The sequence below is a fragment of the Rhodopila globiformis genome (assembly GCF_002937115.1).
Classification (GTDB): domain Bacteria; phylum Pseudomonadota; class Alphaproteobacteria; order Acetobacterales; family Acetobacteraceae; genus Rhodopila; species Rhodopila globiformis.
In genome coordinates, this window is the sequence record NZ_NHRY01000156.1 from 20,751 (window position 1) to 37,538 (window position 16,788).

The following is a 16,788-nucleotide window of genomic DNA, read 5'->3' on the forward strand; positions in this document are numbered from 1 at the left end:
CGGGCGATGAATGCGTCGGCATGCCTGGCGGCAATACCGGGCGCCGCTCACGGAAATGAGCGTAGCGCGTGAACCTGACCTACGGGTTACCGACGGCGATCAACGTTTCGTTATAACCCGGCAACATCGAGCCGTCCGCCGCCCGGGCCGGCACTTCCGCCGCGCGGCATCAGGCTGCGGCTTGCCGTATCGGGTGGTTGCTCACGAGCCGGCGGCCGCGGCTGTTGCGCCGCAGATCCAGGGGCGCGGGTTGGTTCCCCTTATGCGCACCGCCAGCCGCATTGCCCGTCGCTGCTTAGCCAAAGCCACTGCCGCCGAGCGATTCTGCCGCCAAACGGCACCGCAAAGGCGTCCGGCAGATTGATTGACGAGAGGTCCTTGGATGTGTTGGCTTCAGGGGCACCGTGCCCCTGAAGTTGCATGAGGCGGACATGACGAATGAGGGTGAGAGTCCTGACACGGCGATCGATCGGCTCGAGAAGGCGCTGGAGCGAATCGCACGCCTAACAACGATGGCGCCTGCCGTGCAGCCTGAAGATGCTGTCACATCAAGCCGGGCAGAGTCGCTGGTAGGCGAAGTTGCGGAGGAACTCGATGCTCTGATCGATCATCTCCGGGCCAGTATACCCGCCAAATGAGGCGACGGTTGCGGAGCGATCGCGGATGGCGGCGGACCTGATGCGCCAAGTGCCGCGACGAGCCTGAGCCAAACAGGCCGCCGCCACCTGCCTTTGCCGATCGAAGCGCGGGTGCCCGGCCATAGTGAAGCAGAGGGCCGCCCGGGCGTGCGTCAGGCCGTGATCGATTCCCGCTCTTGCCGCGCATCCGCCTTCGCCGGCACGGTTTCACGTCCCATCCGGCTCTGCTGCCAGGACACATAGGCCAGCGCGGCGGAGAAGCCAGCAAACGTAGCCAGGCACATCAGCAGGTACCAGAAGTTGCCGCTCGTCATGGTCGTCTCCCTTGGATCGTTTTGTCCGGCAGGATGACGACGCGCTCACGGCGCGACATTGATGCAGGTCAACCCCTGCGGCAGCGCGCGGATTGCTCAGAACAGCTATAGCCGCAACGGCAAGCGACGTCCGCGGCACACCAGGCGGCCGTGATCGGGCGGCCGTGATCGGGCGGCCCGATATCAGCCCATCAGGTGGAAGCCCGCCTCCTCGGGCGGCTCCGCCAGGTCCTCATCGATCCGGGCAACCTCGGCCAGGCGCGGGCCGCGGCGGCAGGCGCGGGACATTTCCTCCACCGCGGCGACGTCGCCGGCGATCAACGCCTCCACCGCGCCATCGGCCCGGTTGCGCACCCAGCCCGACAGGCCGAGCGTCCGCGCCTTCTCCAGCATCCATGCCCGATAGCCGACCCCCTGGACCCGGCCGGTTATCACAAGCCGCTTGGCGATCAAGCATCCCTCCGTGTCAGCGCGATATACCGCTCGGCCAGCAGCACATCCGCCCGGATCGCGGCCCGCCGGCTGGCTGCTTCTTCGTCCTCGCCCCATTGCTCGACCTGGAACAGTTCGTCCAGCGCACCGAGCGCGTAGGCAGTTTCCCCGTCCAGCGCGCCGGCCGCAAGAGCCAGCCCCAGCACCAGGCTGCCCAGCGCCGGCACGGCGATGCCCAGGGCGGCCAGTGTATCCGGGGTCTGCGCCGCCACCGCCTGCTTCAGTGCGGTGATGCAGTCATGGTGCTGCTTGAGATAGCCAACGCCGGCGGTGACCCGCAGCGGCGCGTCCAGGGTCAGCGCCGCCCACTCGACCCACGGCGTCCATTGCTGCTGCTGGCGCTGCACCAGCGCCTGCGGCGTCTCGGCGCGGTAGCACAGCAGGTCGGTCTCGCCATAGCGGGCGATGGCGTCGATCGTCGGCGCCGGGTCCGGGGGGATGCGTTCCGCCGCGGTACCGGCCAGGCGGGTCAGCGGCGTGTCGGCGAAGCTCATCTCGCCGCCCTTGGCGCCGCCGGCGGCCTGCCATTCCGCGGCGATCGCCTCGGCCAGGCGGGGCGCCGTCACCGTCAGGGGCGCGCCGCTTGGCAGCCGCATCGGCTTGCCGTCGAGCAGGATTTCAAACCCGGCCGCGGTCGGATTGACCGACGCGACATCCCAGAAACGCTTCACGCTGCACGCCTCATCGAAACAGGTTCTTCAGGATCGCCTGGGGGTTTGCCGGCAAGGCTGGTCCCCGCTGTGTCGAGGCCTTGGGCGCAGCAGCCGCCGCCGGAGCCGCCTGGCCACGCACCGCAGCCAGGCCAGCCGGGCATGGATCTACTGGCTTCCCACCGCCGATGATGCCGTGGAACGGGCCGGGCAGGGTCGGGTTCTTGCCCAGCAGCGCCCCGGCAATGGTGCCGATGTTGGCCTCCGCCGCGCCGGCCTGGTTCACGCCGACCTTCGGATCGAGCATCGGGCCGTTGACGTCCACCGGGATCACCACCTCGGTGCCGCCCACCCGCGCCTGCGGCTGCAACTGCAGCGCCAACGTCTCCGTCCCCAGGTTCACCGTGCCGCTTCCGGTCATGGTCAGCAGCGACGAGGCCAGCGCCAGCGGCTGGATCGTGCCGATGCCGTGCCTGGCGTCCATCCGCATGGCGAAGCAGCGCAACTCGCTGGTGCCGCCCCGGCCAACGAGGTCCAGCGCATTCACCGCGTTCAGCACCTTGCCGAGCATGCTGCCCAGCAGCCGGTTGTCGATCGTCCCGCCCGCCAGCGCCAGGCCGAGCGTGCCGTCCAGCGACGCGGCAATGGCGTGCGGACTCGGCCCGGCGCCGCTGAGATCGGCCCGCACCTCCATGTTGCCGGAGGCCAGCCCCGGCTGCTTCGCCAGCGCCAGGAGCGTCTTCAGCGCCAGCCCGGGCGCGCGCAGCACCAGGTGCACCGGCGGCGCCGGCTTGGCGGCATCCGCCGACAGCGACCCGCTCAGCCGCCCGCCCGGCGTGTCGGCCGAGAACGGATCGACCGCCAGCTTGCCATTCGCCAGCACCACGTGCGTGGCGATCGCCTTGTAGTCGGCGCCGCCGAAGCGCAGCAGGCCGAAGTCCAGCCGCACGTCGGCATCCGCCGCGCGCAGCACGCCGAACGGCAGCGGCTGGTCCGGAATCAGTCCGTTGCCGCGCCGCCGCGGCGGCGGGCTGCCGGGGGCGGGCGGCGGCGTTGCGGCCTGCGGCGCCGGTTTCGCGGCGGTCTGAATCGCGTCAAGGTCGATCCGGTTGGACTTCAGCGCGGCGGTCAGCGCGGGGCGCGCGCCCAGGCCGATGGCGATGTCCCCGGCCAGGTCGCCTTCCGTGCTGGTCAGTGCCATGCCGCGAAGCGCCGCACCGTTGCGGAAGCCGCCAGCGGCATCGGTCAGGGTGCCGTGGAACGCCACGTTCTTCAGCGCCGGCAGCGGCCGCCGCGCCAGTGGCGACAGCGCCGCCAGGTCCGGCGCCTGCACCGCGAGCGCCAGGTTGGCGCCGGTCAGGGCGCGGACATCGGCGACGGTGCCCTTGGCGCCGATCGTCGCCCCGGCCACCTGTAACGTCGCGTCGATCGGGAACGGCGCCGGCGCGGCGCCCGGCAGCAGCGAGGCCAGCGGGCCGGTGGTGGCGGTCAGCGTCACCGGCTTGCCGTCCAGCGTGCCCGTGCCGTTCGCCTTCACCGGCTGGTCCGCCGCCGCGGCCGCAACGTCCAGCGACGCAAGCGCGAACCCGGGCATCTGTGCGCCCAGGTCGCTGGCGCCGACATGCAGGGTCAGGCTGGAGACGGCCGGGATTGCGCCGCCGCTGTCGGCGATCTTGGCGGCGAAGCGGACATCATGCAGCGGCGGCAGATTGCGATCCCGCAGCAGCGGCCCAAGCGCCGGCAGGTCTGGGATGGTGCCGTTCAGCGCCAGGTCGTAGCCCTTGCCTTGCAGCGGGTGCGTCAGCGCGCCATCGGCGGCCAGCGTTGCCCCGGCCGCCGACAGCGTCAGCTTCACCGGCCAGGGCGAGGTCGCCGCCGAATCCTGCAGCCGCGTCAGTGAGCCAGTGTCGGCGACCAGATGGAACGCCGTGGCGTCATAGCTGCCGTCGGCATCCAGGTGCAGCGGGGCGTCCGGCGAGGCGGCCCGGGCATCCAGCCGCGGCAGGCCGAGCGTGGTCTGCTTGCCGGATCGGTCATCGCGATACGCCAGCAAACCGTCCTGGACCTGCACGGTGTCGATGCTGACCACCGCCTTCCTGCCGCTTGGCGCGGCGGGCGCCTGGGGTCCGGCGGGCGCCTTCGGCGCGGCCTCCGGCGTCATCTGCCAGTTGGGGTGCCCGGCGGCGTCGGTCTCCAGCAGGATGTCCGGCTTGATCAGCACCAGGCGGTCGATCTCGTAGTGGCCGGACAGCAGCGGGAGCAGGGCGAGTTGAAGCTCCAGGCCCTGCAGGGTCGCCATCTGCGGGCGGGAGAAGCCGGGCGGGTTGGCGAACGCCACGTCCGCCGCCTGCACCGTCGGCCACAGCGACAGCTTCAGGCCGATGGGGCCGTTCAGCGCCAGGTCGCGGCCGGTGGCGCGCTTCACCGCCTCGATGATGCGCGGCTTCAGGGTGTTGGGATCGAAGCGGGCCAGGAACACGGCGCCGCCGCCGATCGCGAGGATGAGAAGCACGGCGATGGCGATCAGGGCAAGGCGCAGCGTCCGGGGGAAGGTCATCGGCGTCTCTCTGGTGGGCGGGGCGGCGGTGCGTGGAACCCCAGGGTCTTGAAGGTCGCCTTCATATGAGGCGCCAGATCGGCCTCCACCGCCAGCGTGCCGCCCGCCGGATGCGGCAGCACCAGCCGCCTGGCATGCAAATGAAGATCGCTTGACAGTCCCTCGATCAGAGCGGTGAAGGCGCGGTTCTGGTCGGGTTCCTCGTATTTCTCGTCGCCCAGGATGGGGGCGCGGAGGGCGACGCAGTGGACGCGAAGCTGGTGGGTGCGGCCGGTCAGCGGCTGCAGCTCCAGCCAGGACAGCTTCTGCGCGGCGTTGTCCAGGGTGCGGTAGTCGGTGATGGCACGCGCGGCCTCGGGGTCGTCGCGGTCGGCAGGCGCGGTGCGCTCGCCGCGGCCGCCGCCGACGCGCTTCAACGGCAGGTCGATGCGGCCCTCGACCGGGACGGGGCGGCCGGCGACGACGGCCCAGTAGGTCTTCTCCACGTCGCGGCCGCGGAACGCCGCCGCCAGCTTGCCGGCGGTGCCGGGGGTGCGGGCGAGCAACAGCACGCCGGTGGTGTCGCGGTCGAGCCGGTGCACGAGGCGGGGCCGGTGCTCGGCGCCGAAGCGCAGCGCGTCCAGCATGCCGTCGAGGTGGCGGGTGATGCCGGGGCCGCCCTGCACCGGCAGGCCGTAGGGCTTGTTCAGCACCAGAACGTGGTCGTCCTGGTAGATCACCGCCTGCTGCAGGTCCTTGGCGTCGTGCGGATCGACGCGGGAGGCGGGCTTCGGCTCGGCGGCGATGGGGATGGGCGGGATGCGGATGGTCTGGCCGGGCATCAGGCGGGTATCGGTGCCGGCGCGGGCGCCGTCCACGCGGATCTGGCCGGTGCGGCAGAACTTCTGGATCAGGCTCTGCTGCAAGCCGGGGAAATGGCGGCGGAACCAGCGATCCAGCCGGATGTCCGCTTCATCCTCGGTCACGACCTGCGATTGGATGCTCATGGGCGGGGGTTTGGAGCGGGCGGGGCCGTGGGTCAAGGCGGGTCTGGTGATGTGAGCGACGGCTGGTGATGCTTGCATTTGCTTGCAGATAGCATTACATCTAACCAGACAGCATCAGATTGAAGCCATGACGCGGACAAGCATCCAGAAGTCCACCCGGCGAGCCGGCAGTGCCGGCAAAATCGCGATCACGCTTCGCCTCGACCCTGACCGGGTCCAGCAGCTTCAAACGATTGCCGAGGCCGAGAATCGAACTTTGACCAATCTTGTGGAAACGACGCTGATCCGCGATCTCGTACGCCGCGACGAGGCGGCGCGGGTCATCACCATGCGTGCAGCCCCTGGCACGTCGAACCATGTGGCCCCGGAGGATATTGTGCGGGGGCATGACGAATCTGATGAAGCCTTCGCCAGGCGCCGGAACCTGCTGACGGAACTGTGGTCCATCCCCGACAGCGACTGAGGCGGCCGCACCATGCCGCCCGGCGCCTTCGTGCGGGTCCTGTTTCCCACGCGCGAGAAGCCCCGCCAGCCGGGGCTTCTTCATATCGGCTATGTGCTGGGCGTCACGGCGCAGGACGCGATGGTGGCGTACACCACCTCGCAGCCATGGCCACAAGGCACGCCGCTGCCGGCGGGCGCGCGGTTCTTCGATGCCGATGAAGCGCAGGCGCTGAACCAGTCCAGGCCGTTCATCCTGCGCCTCGACCTTCTCGCCAAGCTGCCGCGCACCGGCGCCTGGTTTCCTGACATCGACCGGGCGGATCAGGGAGTCATAGCCGTGGCGCCGGCACACTTGCAGGCGGAGATTGTGGATCTGGCAACGAATTTGGTTCGCCGGCGCAGGGCTGTGATGCAGATACGGGGCTTGTAGCACGGGAAACTTACCATCGGCGCAGGCATTTTCCGGAGGCGGTCGACGCCGAACCTGCCACGCCATCGCCGCCGCCGGCATCATTGCCAACTTCGCAGACGGCTACCGCCTCGTCAGCCGCTGATCGTCAATCCCAATGGTTGCGTTCCTGAATAGAGGTTGAAACGCCATAAGCCCGCATCCACTCAACCACACCGCACGACAGCCGCTTCCCGCGCTCCCTGCAACAGGCGGGAAGCAAATCAACTTCCATGATCTTCGGCCCATCAAACGGCGTGATCGTGCTCGCCAGGATGGCACCTCGCTGGATGCCTGGTTGATCACACGTCCAAGCGGCCGGTGCCTCGCCTGTTGCTGTTTCAACCTCGTTGCGGTGGCCACGCTGCCGATGCTGTCCGGGTTGCGGCCGATTGACGCGGCTCACCCTGCCCGCGCTTCGCTCCGGCTTCCCATGGCGGCGCGGCAGGGTGACGTCGTCACTGGCCGGGGGGCACGGGACGACGCGAAGGCCAGCAACCGACGATCCCGGCCGGATAAGCAAACGGCGGACCGAGTCGCCCCGATCCGCCGTTGCGGCGTTGTCACCTGGCAGCCCAAACCGAAGGCGACCGGCCCGAGGCCAGCCGCCCGTGGTGGTGCGTTACTTCGCAGCCGGCAGCGGCTCCGGCTTGGCCGCCAGCGTGCGCAGGTAGTCGATGATGTCCGCCCGCTCCTGCGGGTTCTTCACGCCCATGAAGGTCATGCGCGTGCCGGGCGCATAGGCCGACGGCTTGGTCAGCCACTGGTCCAGCTCCTCGAAGGTCCACGGCCCCTGCTTGCTCTTGATCGCGCTGGAGTAGTTGAAGCCCTCCATGTGCCCGTGCGGGGCGCCGACGACACCATACAGGTTCGGCCCGATGCCGGCCTTGCCGCCGTCGTTGAAGGTGTGGCAGGCGATGCAGCCCAGCTTCTTGGTGTCCGCCTCACCCTTGGCCGGATCGGCCTTGGCCAGCCGCTCGGCGATCGACGGCTCGCCGGCCGGCGCGCCACTGGCGGCAGCCGTCCCACCGGCCGCTGGCGCCGGCACCGCGGTCGCGACCGGCAGCGGCAGCGGCTTCGGCGACAGGCTGCGCAGGTAGTCGATCACATCGGCGCGCGTCTGGTTGTCCTTGATGCCGGCGAAGCCCATGCGCGTGCCGGGGGCATAGGCGCTGGGCTTGTACAGCCACTCGTTCAGCGCATCGAAGGTCCAGGGCCCCTTCTTGCTCTTGATCGCGTTGGAGTAGTCGAAGCCCTGCATATGAGCGTGGGGCCCGCCCACGACGTTGTACAGGTTGGGACCGATGATCGCCTTGCCGCCCTCGTTGAAGCTGTGGCAGATGCCGCAGGTCTTCTTCGCATACGCCTCGCCGGCCGCGACGTCGGCCTTGGCCAGGAACGGCTCGATCGCCGCCGGCCCCTCCGGCGCCTTCTGGGCGGCGGGCTTCGGCTGCTCGGTCGCGATTTCGATCGCGCTTTTTTCCGGAACGGTTTCGCGGACCAAATTGGCGCCTATCGATCCAAATAAAAAGAAGGCGATCCCGGCGACCAGTACCGCCGCTATGCCCTTGTTGATCTCCATCGAGTCCATTCAGCTCAGCTCCAATCCTTGGTCCACCACAGACCCTGCCTACACCAAACCCTACCGTCCACCTACCAGAAAGGCTTCAGAACGGTTTCCCATCCTGAAGCCTTCTGAACCCTGTCGGGAGCCCCGGGTCAAGGGCTCCCAAGCTAAATATTACCCGAAGTACCGCCCTACTGTGACACCTTGGTCAGTTCGGGGAAGGTCGTCACCATGCTTTTCCCGAACAACGGCTTGTAGACGCCGTTGTGGCAGGTGGCGCACCAGACCTTCGGCGAGTCGCCCAGAGGCCCACGCCGGTAGTCCGGGAACGTCGTCTTCAGCGGGTCGAGGAAGTTGTTGTTCAGGTCCCGCACCATGCGAATGCCATACCAGGCGGTCACGCGTTGCGGAGGCGCCATGTCCCAGCTCTCCCACAACCGGCTATCGTGGCAGTAGGTGCAGTTCACCCCAAGGGCCTGGGTGAAGCTGGCCATCAGCGCATAGGTCCAGTAGGTCTGCTTGATCGACGAATTGTCGGTACCGGGCAGAGCCTGCGTGGCCTGGACGCGGATGTTCTCGGCGTGCTCCAGGAACGGCGTGAACGGATCCAGCGGCAGCGACGAGTTGTTCGCGAACGGCGCCGGATGGTTCTTGCCGATCTCCGCCTCGGCATAACCCCCTGCCTGCAGCGGACCCGGATTGTTGAACCAGATGTTCTTCGGCACCGGGTTGCCCCGGTGGCAGGTGTAGCAGACCACCCCGGTCGGGGCGTTCGCCATCACGTGGACCTTCCAGTCCTGGTTGATGTGCTGCACCATCTGGATCATCCGGCGCGCCACCACCTTGGTGTATTTCGCGTCGGAGGCCATGTTGTTGGTATTATGGCAGTAGCCGCAGCCTTGCTGGGGCGCCACCCAGGTAGTCATCGACGCCATCAGCCGGGTGAAGTTGCCGACGCTCACGTCCTTCAGGACCTGCACGTTATGGTAGACTTCGCCGGCCTTCAGCCCGACGTCCGGCAGCCGCGGCAGCGAAGCGGGGACGACGTTCTCCGCGCGGGTCTCGGCCAGGAAGCGAGGGTTGTAGAGCTCGCTCATGGCCAGGCCGCGGGCGCCGCGCTGGACGGTCTCGATCGGCGGACGTTCGAATGTGCCGAACACTACGCCGGCCACGGCGACCGCCGCGACCGCGGCTGCGGCAAGGGCCGCTTGAACACCAGTGTTCATTTGCCAACTCCCGTAGCAAGCAGGGCGGGGTCGACGACGTGCGGGAAGACGTTGGGCCATGGCGCGGCGATGCCGTGCTTGACGCCCCACAGGAACCAGTTGTCGACAACCGTGCCGGTCAGAAGGATGCCGATGCCGCCAGTCAGCGTCACCAGAACCGCGAACCACCAGCCCCAGCGATGGATGGATTCAAAGGTCGCGTTGAAGCCCATCGTCCAGCGCCAGAACAGCATGGCGCGCTCGCCGGCCGTGCCGCGGTCGGTGATCTGCTCGACCTCACGCTCACCGCCGAAGCGGGTGGTCGCGAGAACCGTGCCGCCATGCATCGCGAACAGCACCGCGGACCCATACAGGAACGCGATCGAGAGCATGTGGAACGGGTTGTAGAACAGGTTGCCGTAGCGCAGCGAGAACGCGGCGGTCCAGTCCAGGTGCGGGAAGATGCCGAACGGCGGGGCTTCGCACCAGCAGCCCATCAGGATCGGGCGGATGAAGCCCAGCGACAGGTACAGGAAGATAGCCGACGCGAACGCCCAGGCGGTGTGCGTGCCCAGACCCAGCGCACGGGCCCGGCGATACATCCGCACCCACCACAGCAGGATGGACGCCGTCAGGAAGAAGCCGGCCATACCCCACCAGCCACCTTCGGCGAGCGGCGCAAGGCCCAGGCCGTACTTCGGCGCCGGCGGCTCAAGCGCCAGCCAGAAGAACTGGCGGAAGAACTCCGGCACGCTCCAGTCGACCGAGGCGAGCATGTTGAAGCCGATGATCTCGATCGCGATGAACCCGAAGATGATCGACGCAACGCCGGAAAAGCCCAGGTAGATCGGCCCGATCTGAGCGTCGCCGATCAGACCCAGCAGGTAGAGGTGGAATGGCTTTCCCGTCCGGGCCCAGCTGCCGCGTGGCAGCGGAACCCCCATATGGACCGGGCCTTTGACCTGGACCCGGGTGAATACATTCTGAAACTCTGGCATGATACCCTCCCCGTTTCCGGATCAGTGCGACCACATCGGAAGGTTGAGCCACCAGCTCCACCACTCCGGCCAGCCGCGGGTCCAAAACGGTCCGCTGATGATGATACAAACTGCGCTCCAGAACGCGGCCGAGACTGCCAGGAACACGCCCAGCCGGTGGATGCCCAGCGTTCCGATCGAGTAACCGATCACGTCGCGGAAGTAGCCGTTTTCCTGTTCGGCGCCTTTCACGACCTCACCCTTCGGCGGGTTCGCCGCGGACAGGATCAGCGAGCCATGCAGCGCCAGCGCCAGGGCGTTGGTGAAGAAGAAGCTGATCGCGATCATATGCGCGGGATTGTAGTGGAAGTGCAGGTACTGGTAGCCGGTGTTCGACACCCAGTCGAGGTGACTCAGGATGCCGTACGGGAAGCCATAGCCCCACGCCCCCATCAGCAGCGGGCGGAACACCACGAGCGTAAAGTACGCAAGAATGGCAAAGCTGAACGCAAAGGGAATGTGCAGCCCCATGCCCAGCTTGCGGGCAATCTCGACCTGGCGCAGTGCCCACGAAACGAATGCGCCACAGGCGCACACCGTGATCAACTGCCACAGGCCACCTTCACGCAGCGGCGCGAAAGCAAGACCATAACTGATGTCGGGTGGCGCTATGTTGATACGCCAGATGTTCCAGGTCGGACCGAGCGCCGCGGCCCAGACAATCAAAAGCGTGCCAAGAATAGCGAAAAACGCCGCTGTTACTCCGAAGAACCCGACCCACAGCGGCCCCACCCAGAAATCGAACAGGTCGCCGCCGATCAGGGTCCCTCCGCGAGTCCGGTATTTGGGTTCAAAACTGAGCATCGCCATCGCCAGGTTCTCCCGACGACCTCTCAGGCCGTCATACGCAAGGACAGAGAGGAATAACGGACGAGGCCTAACCACGGCCTCGCCCGCTACCCCGTTGAGGCAGAGTTACTTCACGGGCGCTGGCAGAGGAGCCATCTGCGCCGCGACAGCGCCGCGATGCGGACCATCCAGCCAGTTGAACCGGTCGGTGCTGAGCAGGATGAAGTGAATCAACAGCGCCAGGACGAACAGGAAAACGCCCAGAGCGACAAGGATGCGCCGCGGGTCGAACAGCAGCCACATTCTCCACATGATCGCTTCCTCCTTAGGCCAGCTGCGAGATGGTTGCGTGGATGAACGACACGGCGTCGTTCATCGCGGTGCCGTAGCCAGTCACAGCCGGCAGCCAGGGACGCCACTGCCAGGCCAGCAGGTGGGCGACAATGGCGATCACAGTGAAGACGATGAAGCTGGTGATGAAGATCCCGTGGAACTCCTTCGCCTCCGCCTCCGTCAGCCCTGTAATTGAGGGTCCTCCAGGGGTCATAGCCATAAGGTTACTCTCCGAAACAGCCTTGCGGCTCTTGTCGCGCCCATCCCGCGCGACTGGGATTGCCGTGGAAGGCGGGCCACGGTGCCCATCCCGGCCGGCGAGCCGGCGGAATCTCGTTGTGAGGAAGAACCGGTAAGATCATGCCGGCTGCCTTTCAGCAAGGGCCTGCACGACCCGATCCAAAGTAACGCGGTCTTCGCCGGCCTGGTGCACGCTCCGCTCAATGCGGTCGCGCAAGCGCTTGGCGGCGGAGATCCGGACCAGGAACGGTTCCGTCTCCAGGTATTCGTCGAATACTTGCTGCGCATCCTCGTCCCACGGACAGCTCGCAGACAGCTTCGCCGGCGTGGGCTGAACCTTGTCCAGGTCGCTGCCAAGCGGCAGGATGTTGAACAAAGCGTCGAACAAGGCATTGCAGTATTCTTGTACTATGTATGTTGCTCCAGCGTATCCCATGAAGGGCGTCCCGGTGGCGCGGCGTATTATAGCACCCGGGAAAGATGACGGAATATACATACTCCGATTCCCGGCTTCTGCCACATACATTCTCTCGTTATATGACCCAAACATCACCAGCGGCGTCTTGGTCCGGACGGCCTCACGCACGGCTGCGTTGTCCGGCTTCACGCCAGCGCAACGAGAGAACGAGAACGCGCACGGGATGCCCATCTCCCCCTCCAGGAAGTTGCGCAGGCCACGCGCATAGGTGTCCGTCGCCACCACGGCAAACGATGCCGACGCGAAAAAGTCCTGCGTCACGCTGCGCCACAGGTCCCACAGCGGCTTGATGGTGGTGTGCTTCTCCCGCTCGATGAACGGTTCCGGGTCAATACCGACCAGTTCGCCCAGCTTACGCAGGAAATTCGTCGTCGCGAACAGGCCGATCGGCGCCTGCAGATACGGGCGATCCAGCTCCTCGCACAGCTTGCGGCCGAATTCGCGATACAGGCAGATGTTCACGTCCGCGTCCGGCAGCCGCTGGATGTCGTCGACATGCGCCCCAAGCGGGAACACCATGTTGATTTCGCAGCCGACGCCTTCCACCAGGCGGCGGATCTCCGCCAGGTCCGACGGCATGTTGAACGTGCCGTAGATCGGCCCGATGATGTTGACCCGCGGCTTCTTGCCTTCCGGCCGCGGCGCGCGGGGCTTCGGCTTCACCCGCTTCGCCCCGAATTCGGTCCACAGCCAGTAGATGGCGCGGTCGGCCGACTGCCACTGGTCCTCGTCGATCGTGCGCGGAATGAACCGGAGAACGTTCGATCCTTCCGGCGTCACACCGCCGCCGATCATTTCTGCGATACTGCCGGTAACGACGACCGCCGGCAGGTCCGGGTCCTGGGTCGCGGCGGCGCGGCTCATGGAAGCTTCGGTGCCGTTGCGCGACAGCTCTTCCTCGGACAGGCCAGTAACGACGACCGGCAATTCATGCGGCGGCAATGCATCTGTGTAATGCAGTACCGCCGTTACTGGTAAATTCTCGCAGCCGACCGGCCCGTCGATGATGACGCGCAGGCCGCGCACCGCGGTGAAGGCATAGACGGCGCCCCAGTATCCGCCAGCCCGGTCATGGTCCAGTACCAGCATGGCGTCAGTTCCCCACAGCCTGGGCCGCCTTGGCTTTCGCCTCGCGGACCTTCCGATAGCGTTCCTTGAATCCCGGAGGATCCTTCGGCACGTCCTTCCAGCCGTAACCGGCCGTGTCGGGCGTGCCCACGCCCTCGAAGAAACTGACCATGCGGCTGAACCGCTCGCGTCCCTTGGTCTGGGCCGCGACGATCGCCGCCATCGACCCGGCACCGGCCGGGCCGAACAGCGGACGCGCCGAAACCATGTTGGTGAAGTAAAGCGCCGGGATGCCCTGCGACTTCGCCTTCTGCACCAGCGGCGTGGTGCCCAGCGCCAGGTCCGGCTTCACTTCCCGCATCGCCGCGACATCCTGCTCCAGCGACGCGCGGTACTGCACGTGTACCCCGCGCGACTCGAGCCAGTCGCGGTCCGCCGCGCTCCAGTCCGTGCGCGGGCAGGCGGTGCCGACATACGGCACTTCGGCGCCCGCTTCCATCAGCAGCCGCGCGACCAGCAGTTCCGAGCCTTCGTAGCCGGACACCGTAATGCGCGCGTTGATCGGATTGGCCTCGATGACGGCGCGGATCGCCGGCAGGAACTTCGCCTTCGCCGCGTCGATCTTGTCGGCGGATACATTCGCCGCCTTGCCGATGGCCGACAGCCAGGCCTCGGTGCCGTCGACGCCCACCGGCGCGGACCCGACAATCGGTCGGCCCGCGGCCTGCATCTCCCGCACCGATGCGGTGTAGAAAGGATGAATCGCCGCCGTCACGGCACAGTCCAGCGCGCCGTACAGGTCACGCCACTCGCGTGACGGCACCTGCGGTCCAACCGCCAGTCCCATCGGCGCCAGCAGCGCGCCGACGCCGACCGGATCGGCCGGGAACAGTTCACCGATCATCGTTACTGTCGGCAGTTCGGCCTTGTTGTTCGGCCGCTGCACCGGACCGGCCTCAGCTTCGAGGCGGGCATAGCGCAGCATCGCGCCAGACAGCACGTCCTTCGCCTCGGCATGCGTCGGCACGCCAAAGCCCGGCACGTCGATGCCGATGATCCGCACACCGTCGATGACTTTCGGCAGGCGATCCAGCGGCACGCCCGACGCCGTCGGAACGCACAGGTTGATCACCACCACGGCGTCGTAGTTCTCCGGCTTCGCCGTCTCATACACCGCGTTGCGGATGTCCTCGTACAACTGCCCGCGCACCAGCGTTTCGGAATTGAACGGCACATAGCCGACCGTCCGTTTCGCGCCGTAGAAGTGCGACGTAAAGGTCAGGCCGTAAACGCAGCACGCCGAACCCGACAGGATCGTCGCCGTCCGCCGCATCCGCAGCCCGACGCGCAGCGACCCGAAGGCCGGGCACATCGATTGCGGCTGGTCATGCGGCCCGCGCGGATAATCCTTGAGCAACTGGTCGAGCTGTTCGCTCTTGCCCGCTGCCCGCGCCGCTTCCAGCATCGTCTCCCGGCCGCCGTGGCAGCCTGATCCGCTCTGGGGAGGAATGACCGACCCGTCCATGCTACGAGCCTTCGTAAATCACTTCGAGCGACGGCTTTTCGAGCACCGTGGAGGCGCACATGTCCTCCATCGTCGCCGGATCGAGAACCACATCGCGGCCGACCGTATCGCCCGAGAACAGGCCCAGCAGCGCGTCCTGAGACAGCGGCGTCGGCCGCACCGGCGGCGCAATGACAACCTGTTCGGCCAGTTGCTCGAACACCGAGGCCCAGCGCCCGCCGGGCTTGCCGATGATTTCGTAGTTCGCGCTCTTGCGCCGGATGTCGTCGTCGGCCGGGATCGCCGACAGCACCGGAATGCTGGCTTTCGCGGCGAAGGCCTGTGCCTCGCCCGTGCCGTCGTCCTTGTTGATCACCATGCCGGCGACGCCGACATTGCCGCCCAACTTACGGAAGTAATCGACCGCCGAGCAGACGTTGTTCGCCACATATAGCGACTGCAAATCGTTCGAGCCGACGACGATCACCTTCTGGCACATGTCGCGGGCGATCGGCAGGCCGAAGCCGCCGCACACCACGTCGCCCAGGAAGTCCAGCAGCACGTAGTCGAAGCCCCACTCGTGGAAGCCCAGCTTCTCCAGCAGCTCGAAGCCGTGGATGATGCCGCGCCCGCCGCAGCCGCGGCCGACTTCCGGCCCGCCCAGCTCCATCGCGAACACGCCGTCGCGCTTGAAGCAGACGTCGCCGATTTTCACCGCCTCGCCGGCGAGCTTCTTCTTGGAGGATGTCTCGATAATGGTCGGGCAGCTGCGCCCGCCGAACAGAAGCGACGTGGTGTCGCTCTTGGGATCGCACCCGATCAGCAGCACGCGCCTGCCCTGCTGCGCCATCATGTAGGACAGGTTCGAGAGCGTGAAGCTCTTGCCGATGCCGCCCTTGCCGTAGATGGCGATGATCTGCGTTTCTTTCTTCACCGGACCGGTCGCGGGGGCCTCCGGTTCCATGGCGGCTTCGGCGCGGAGCTGGGCGGCGGCTGTATCAAATGGTGCGTTCATGAATGCGTCCTCCAGTCGAGAATCATTTTCAGGCAAGTCGAATCGCCGAATGCGGTCCGGTAGGCCTGATCCGCCTGCGAAGGTGTCATGCGATGGGTGATCAATCCGTCAAGAGAAAGAGTGCCGTCGGCAATCCGCTGCCGCACGGTTTCCAGGTCTGCCGGCTGCCACTGGGCCGCGATGCGAAATCTGGCCTCCTTGATGAAGGCCATGGGAAAAGCGAAGGAAACCCGGTCGGCATAGAAGCCGGCCAGGACGATCTCGCCGCCGAAGGCAAGGCGCATCACCAGCGTATCGAGAATGTTCGAGTCGCCGCTGGCGTCGCAGATACAGCGGTAATCCCGCCGCGTATCGGCATCGGGGTGCAGCACCTGGTAACCGGTGGCGCCGTCCTGACGCTGCGGGTTGGTTTCCCACACCGTTGGCGCCGGGCCGCCCGCGGCGATCACAAGCCGTGCCAGCAACCGGCCGACGACGCCATGGCCGACGATCAGGTCGGGCAGGACGGGGCCGACGATGGCATGCTGCGCGGTGGCCGCCAGGGCGATCAGCACGCCCTTCTCGGCCAGGGCGGGATCGATCGGTACCGCCCGCGCCGCCGGCATCACCACGCGGGACGAGGCGCCGCCGAACAGGCCGCGGATCTCGCCATAGCAGGTGGCGCCGGGAACGAAGACGGTTTCGCCGATGCGGTGCTGGTTGGCCGGGCCGGCGGCGGCGATGCGGCCGACCGACTCGTAGCCGGGAACCAGCGGGTAGCCCAGGCCAGGGAATGGCGGCATGCGGCCCTGGAACAGCAGGCGCTCGGTGCCGGTGCTGATGCCGCTCCAGTCGATGTCGACCACAACGTCAGCGTCGCCGGGCGCGGTCAGAGCCACGGTACGGACCGCAAGGTCCTCGGGGCTGTTCAGTACCACGGCTAACGCTTCCATACCGTAACCCCCTGACGGCCTGTCAGACCGTATCCCCCGCGAACCGCGTGTAAACCTAAATAGACCGTCATCTTTGTCAACCGTGATTTAC

Annotated in this window: 18 protein-coding genes; 3 read left to right on the plus strand and 15 right to left on the minus strand. The window is 66.9% G+C overall.

Annotation, left to right across the window (positions count from 1 at the left end; genetic code table 11):
• The first annotated feature begins 431 nt into the window (after positions 1-431).
• On the plus strand, positions 432-638 hold the full coding sequence (locus tag CCS01_RS32875; protein ID WP_146101781.1) for a hypothetical protein: 207 nt from the start codon (positions 432-434) through the stop codon (positions 636-638).
• A gap of 152 nt (positions 639-790) precedes the next feature.
• On the opposite strand, the gene CCS01_RS33750 is transcribed toward CCS01_RS32875, so the two are convergent.
• The 5 genes from CCS01_RS33750 to CCS01_RS15335 form a co-directional block, all read right to left on the minus strand.
• Positions 791-952, minus strand: coding sequence for a hypothetical protein (locus CCS01_RS33750; protein ID WP_158258413.1), 162 nt, complete (start codon positions 950-952; stop codon positions 791-793).
• Between the two features lie 183 nt (positions 953-1,135).
• Positions 1,136-1,405 carry an acylphosphatase gene (locus CCS01_RS15320; protein ID WP_104519668.1) on the minus strand — a complete coding sequence of 90 codons (270 nt, stop codon included), beginning with the start codon at positions 1,403-1,405 and terminating at the stop codon, positions 1,136-1,138.
• On the minus strand, positions 1,402-2,115 hold the full coding sequence (locus CCS01_RS15325) for an ATP12 family protein (protein ID WP_104519669.1): 714 nt from the start codon (positions 2,113-2,115) through the stop codon (positions 1,402-1,404). The genes CCS01_RS15320 and CCS01_RS15325 overlap by 4 nt, the downstream gene beginning before the upstream one ends.
• Positions 2,116-2,125: 10 nt before the next feature.
• A complete protein-coding gene (locus tag CCS01_RS15330) occupies positions 2,126-4,651 on the minus strand; it encodes an AsmA family protein (protein WP_104519670.1) in 2,526 nt (841 codons plus the stop codon).
• Positions 4,648-5,637 (minus strand): RluA family pseudouridine synthase, encoded by a 990-nt coding sequence (locus CCS01_RS15335; protein WP_104519671.1) that lies wholly within the window; start codon positions 5,635-5,637, stop codon positions 4,648-4,650. Before CCS01_RS15335 ends, CCS01_RS15330 begins: the two co-directional genes overlap by 4 nt.
• A 127-nt stretch (positions 5,638-5,764) precedes the next feature.
• Here CCS01_RS15335 and CCS01_RS15340 point away from each other — a divergent pair, with 127 nt between their 5' ends.
• Positions 5,765-6,100 (plus strand): hypothetical protein, encoded by a 336-nt coding sequence (locus CCS01_RS15340; protein ID WP_104519672.1) that lies wholly within the window; start codon positions 5,765-5,767, stop codon positions 6,098-6,100.
• A 12-nt stretch (positions 6,101-6,112) separates the two neighbouring features.
• Positions 6,113-6,511, plus strand: a complete 399-nt coding sequence (locus tag CCS01_RS15345) for a hypothetical protein (protein WP_104519673.1) — start codon at positions 6,113-6,115, stop codon at positions 6,509-6,511.
• Positions 6,512-7,151: 640 nt separating this feature from the next.
• Here the strand turns inward: CCS01_RS15345 and CCS01_RS35245 are convergent.
• The 10 genes from CCS01_RS35245 to bchC all read right to left on the minus strand — a co-directional run bounded on the left by CCS01_RS35245 (position 7,152) and on the right by bchC (position 16,682).
• Positions 7,152-8,120 (minus strand): c-type cytochrome, encoded by a 969-nt coding sequence (locus CCS01_RS35245; RefSeq protein ID WP_239992177.1) that lies wholly within the window; start codon positions 8,118-8,120, stop codon positions 7,152-7,154.
• A 167-nt stretch (positions 8,121-8,287) separates the two neighbouring features.
• Positions 8,288-9,322, minus strand: a complete 1,035-nt coding sequence (gene pufC, locus CCS01_RS15355; protein ID WP_104519674.1) for a photosynthetic reaction center cytochrome PufC — start codon at positions 9,320-9,322, stop codon at positions 8,288-8,290.
• The gene (gene pufM, locus CCS01_RS15360) at positions 9,319-10,299 is read right to left on the minus strand and encodes a photosynthetic reaction center subunit M (RefSeq protein ID WP_104519675.1); all 981 of its coding nucleotides are present in this window, start codon (positions 10,297-10,299) and stop codon (positions 9,319-9,321) included. The genes pufC and pufM overlap by 4 nt, the downstream gene beginning before the upstream one ends.
• A 21-nt stretch (positions 10,300-10,320) precedes the next feature.
• Complete coding sequence (gene pufL / locus CCS01_RS15365) at positions 10,321-11,148, minus strand: photosynthetic reaction center subunit L (protein WP_104519676.1); 828 nt, start codon at positions 11,146-11,148, stop codon at positions 10,321-10,323.
• Positions 11,149-11,253: 105 nt separating this feature from the next.
• A complete protein-coding gene (gene pufA, locus CCS01_RS15370) occupies positions 11,254-11,430 on the minus strand; it encodes a light-harvesting antenna LH1, alpha subunit (protein WP_456307603.1) in 177 nt (58 codons plus the stop codon).
• 22 nt (positions 11,431-11,452) lie between these two features.
• Positions 11,453-11,680, minus strand: a complete 228-nt coding sequence (gene pufB / locus CCS01_RS15375) for a light-harvesting antenna LH1, beta subunit (RefSeq protein WP_204848295.1) — start codon at positions 11,678-11,680, stop codon at positions 11,453-11,455.
• 138 nt (positions 11,681-11,818) lie between these two features.
• Positions 11,819-13,267: a chlorophyllide a reductase subunit Z gene (gene bchZ / locus CCS01_RS15380; protein WP_104519679.1), complete on the minus strand. Its 1,449-nt coding sequence runs from the start codon at positions 13,265-13,267 to the stop codon at positions 11,819-11,821.
• A gap of 4 nt (positions 13,268-13,271) precedes the next feature.
• Positions 13,272-14,771: a chlorophyllide a reductase subunit Y gene (gene bchY / locus CCS01_RS15385; protein WP_104519680.1), complete on the minus strand. Its 1,500-nt coding sequence runs from the start codon at positions 14,769-14,771 to the stop codon at positions 13,272-13,274.
• 1 nt (position 14,772) lies between these two features.
• Positions 14,773-15,765 (minus strand): chlorophyllide a reductase iron protein subunit X, encoded by a 993-nt coding sequence (locus tag CCS01_RS15390; RefSeq protein WP_104519681.1) that lies wholly within the window; start codon positions 15,763-15,765, stop codon positions 14,773-14,775.
• A complete protein-coding gene (gene bchC / locus CCS01_RS15395; protein WP_456307604.1) occupies positions 15,762-16,682 on the minus strand; it encodes a chlorophyll synthesis pathway protein BchC in 921 nt (306 codons plus the stop codon). The genes CCS01_RS15390 and bchC overlap by 4 nt, the downstream gene beginning before the upstream one ends.
• Positions 16,683-16,788 lie beyond the last annotated feature (106 nt).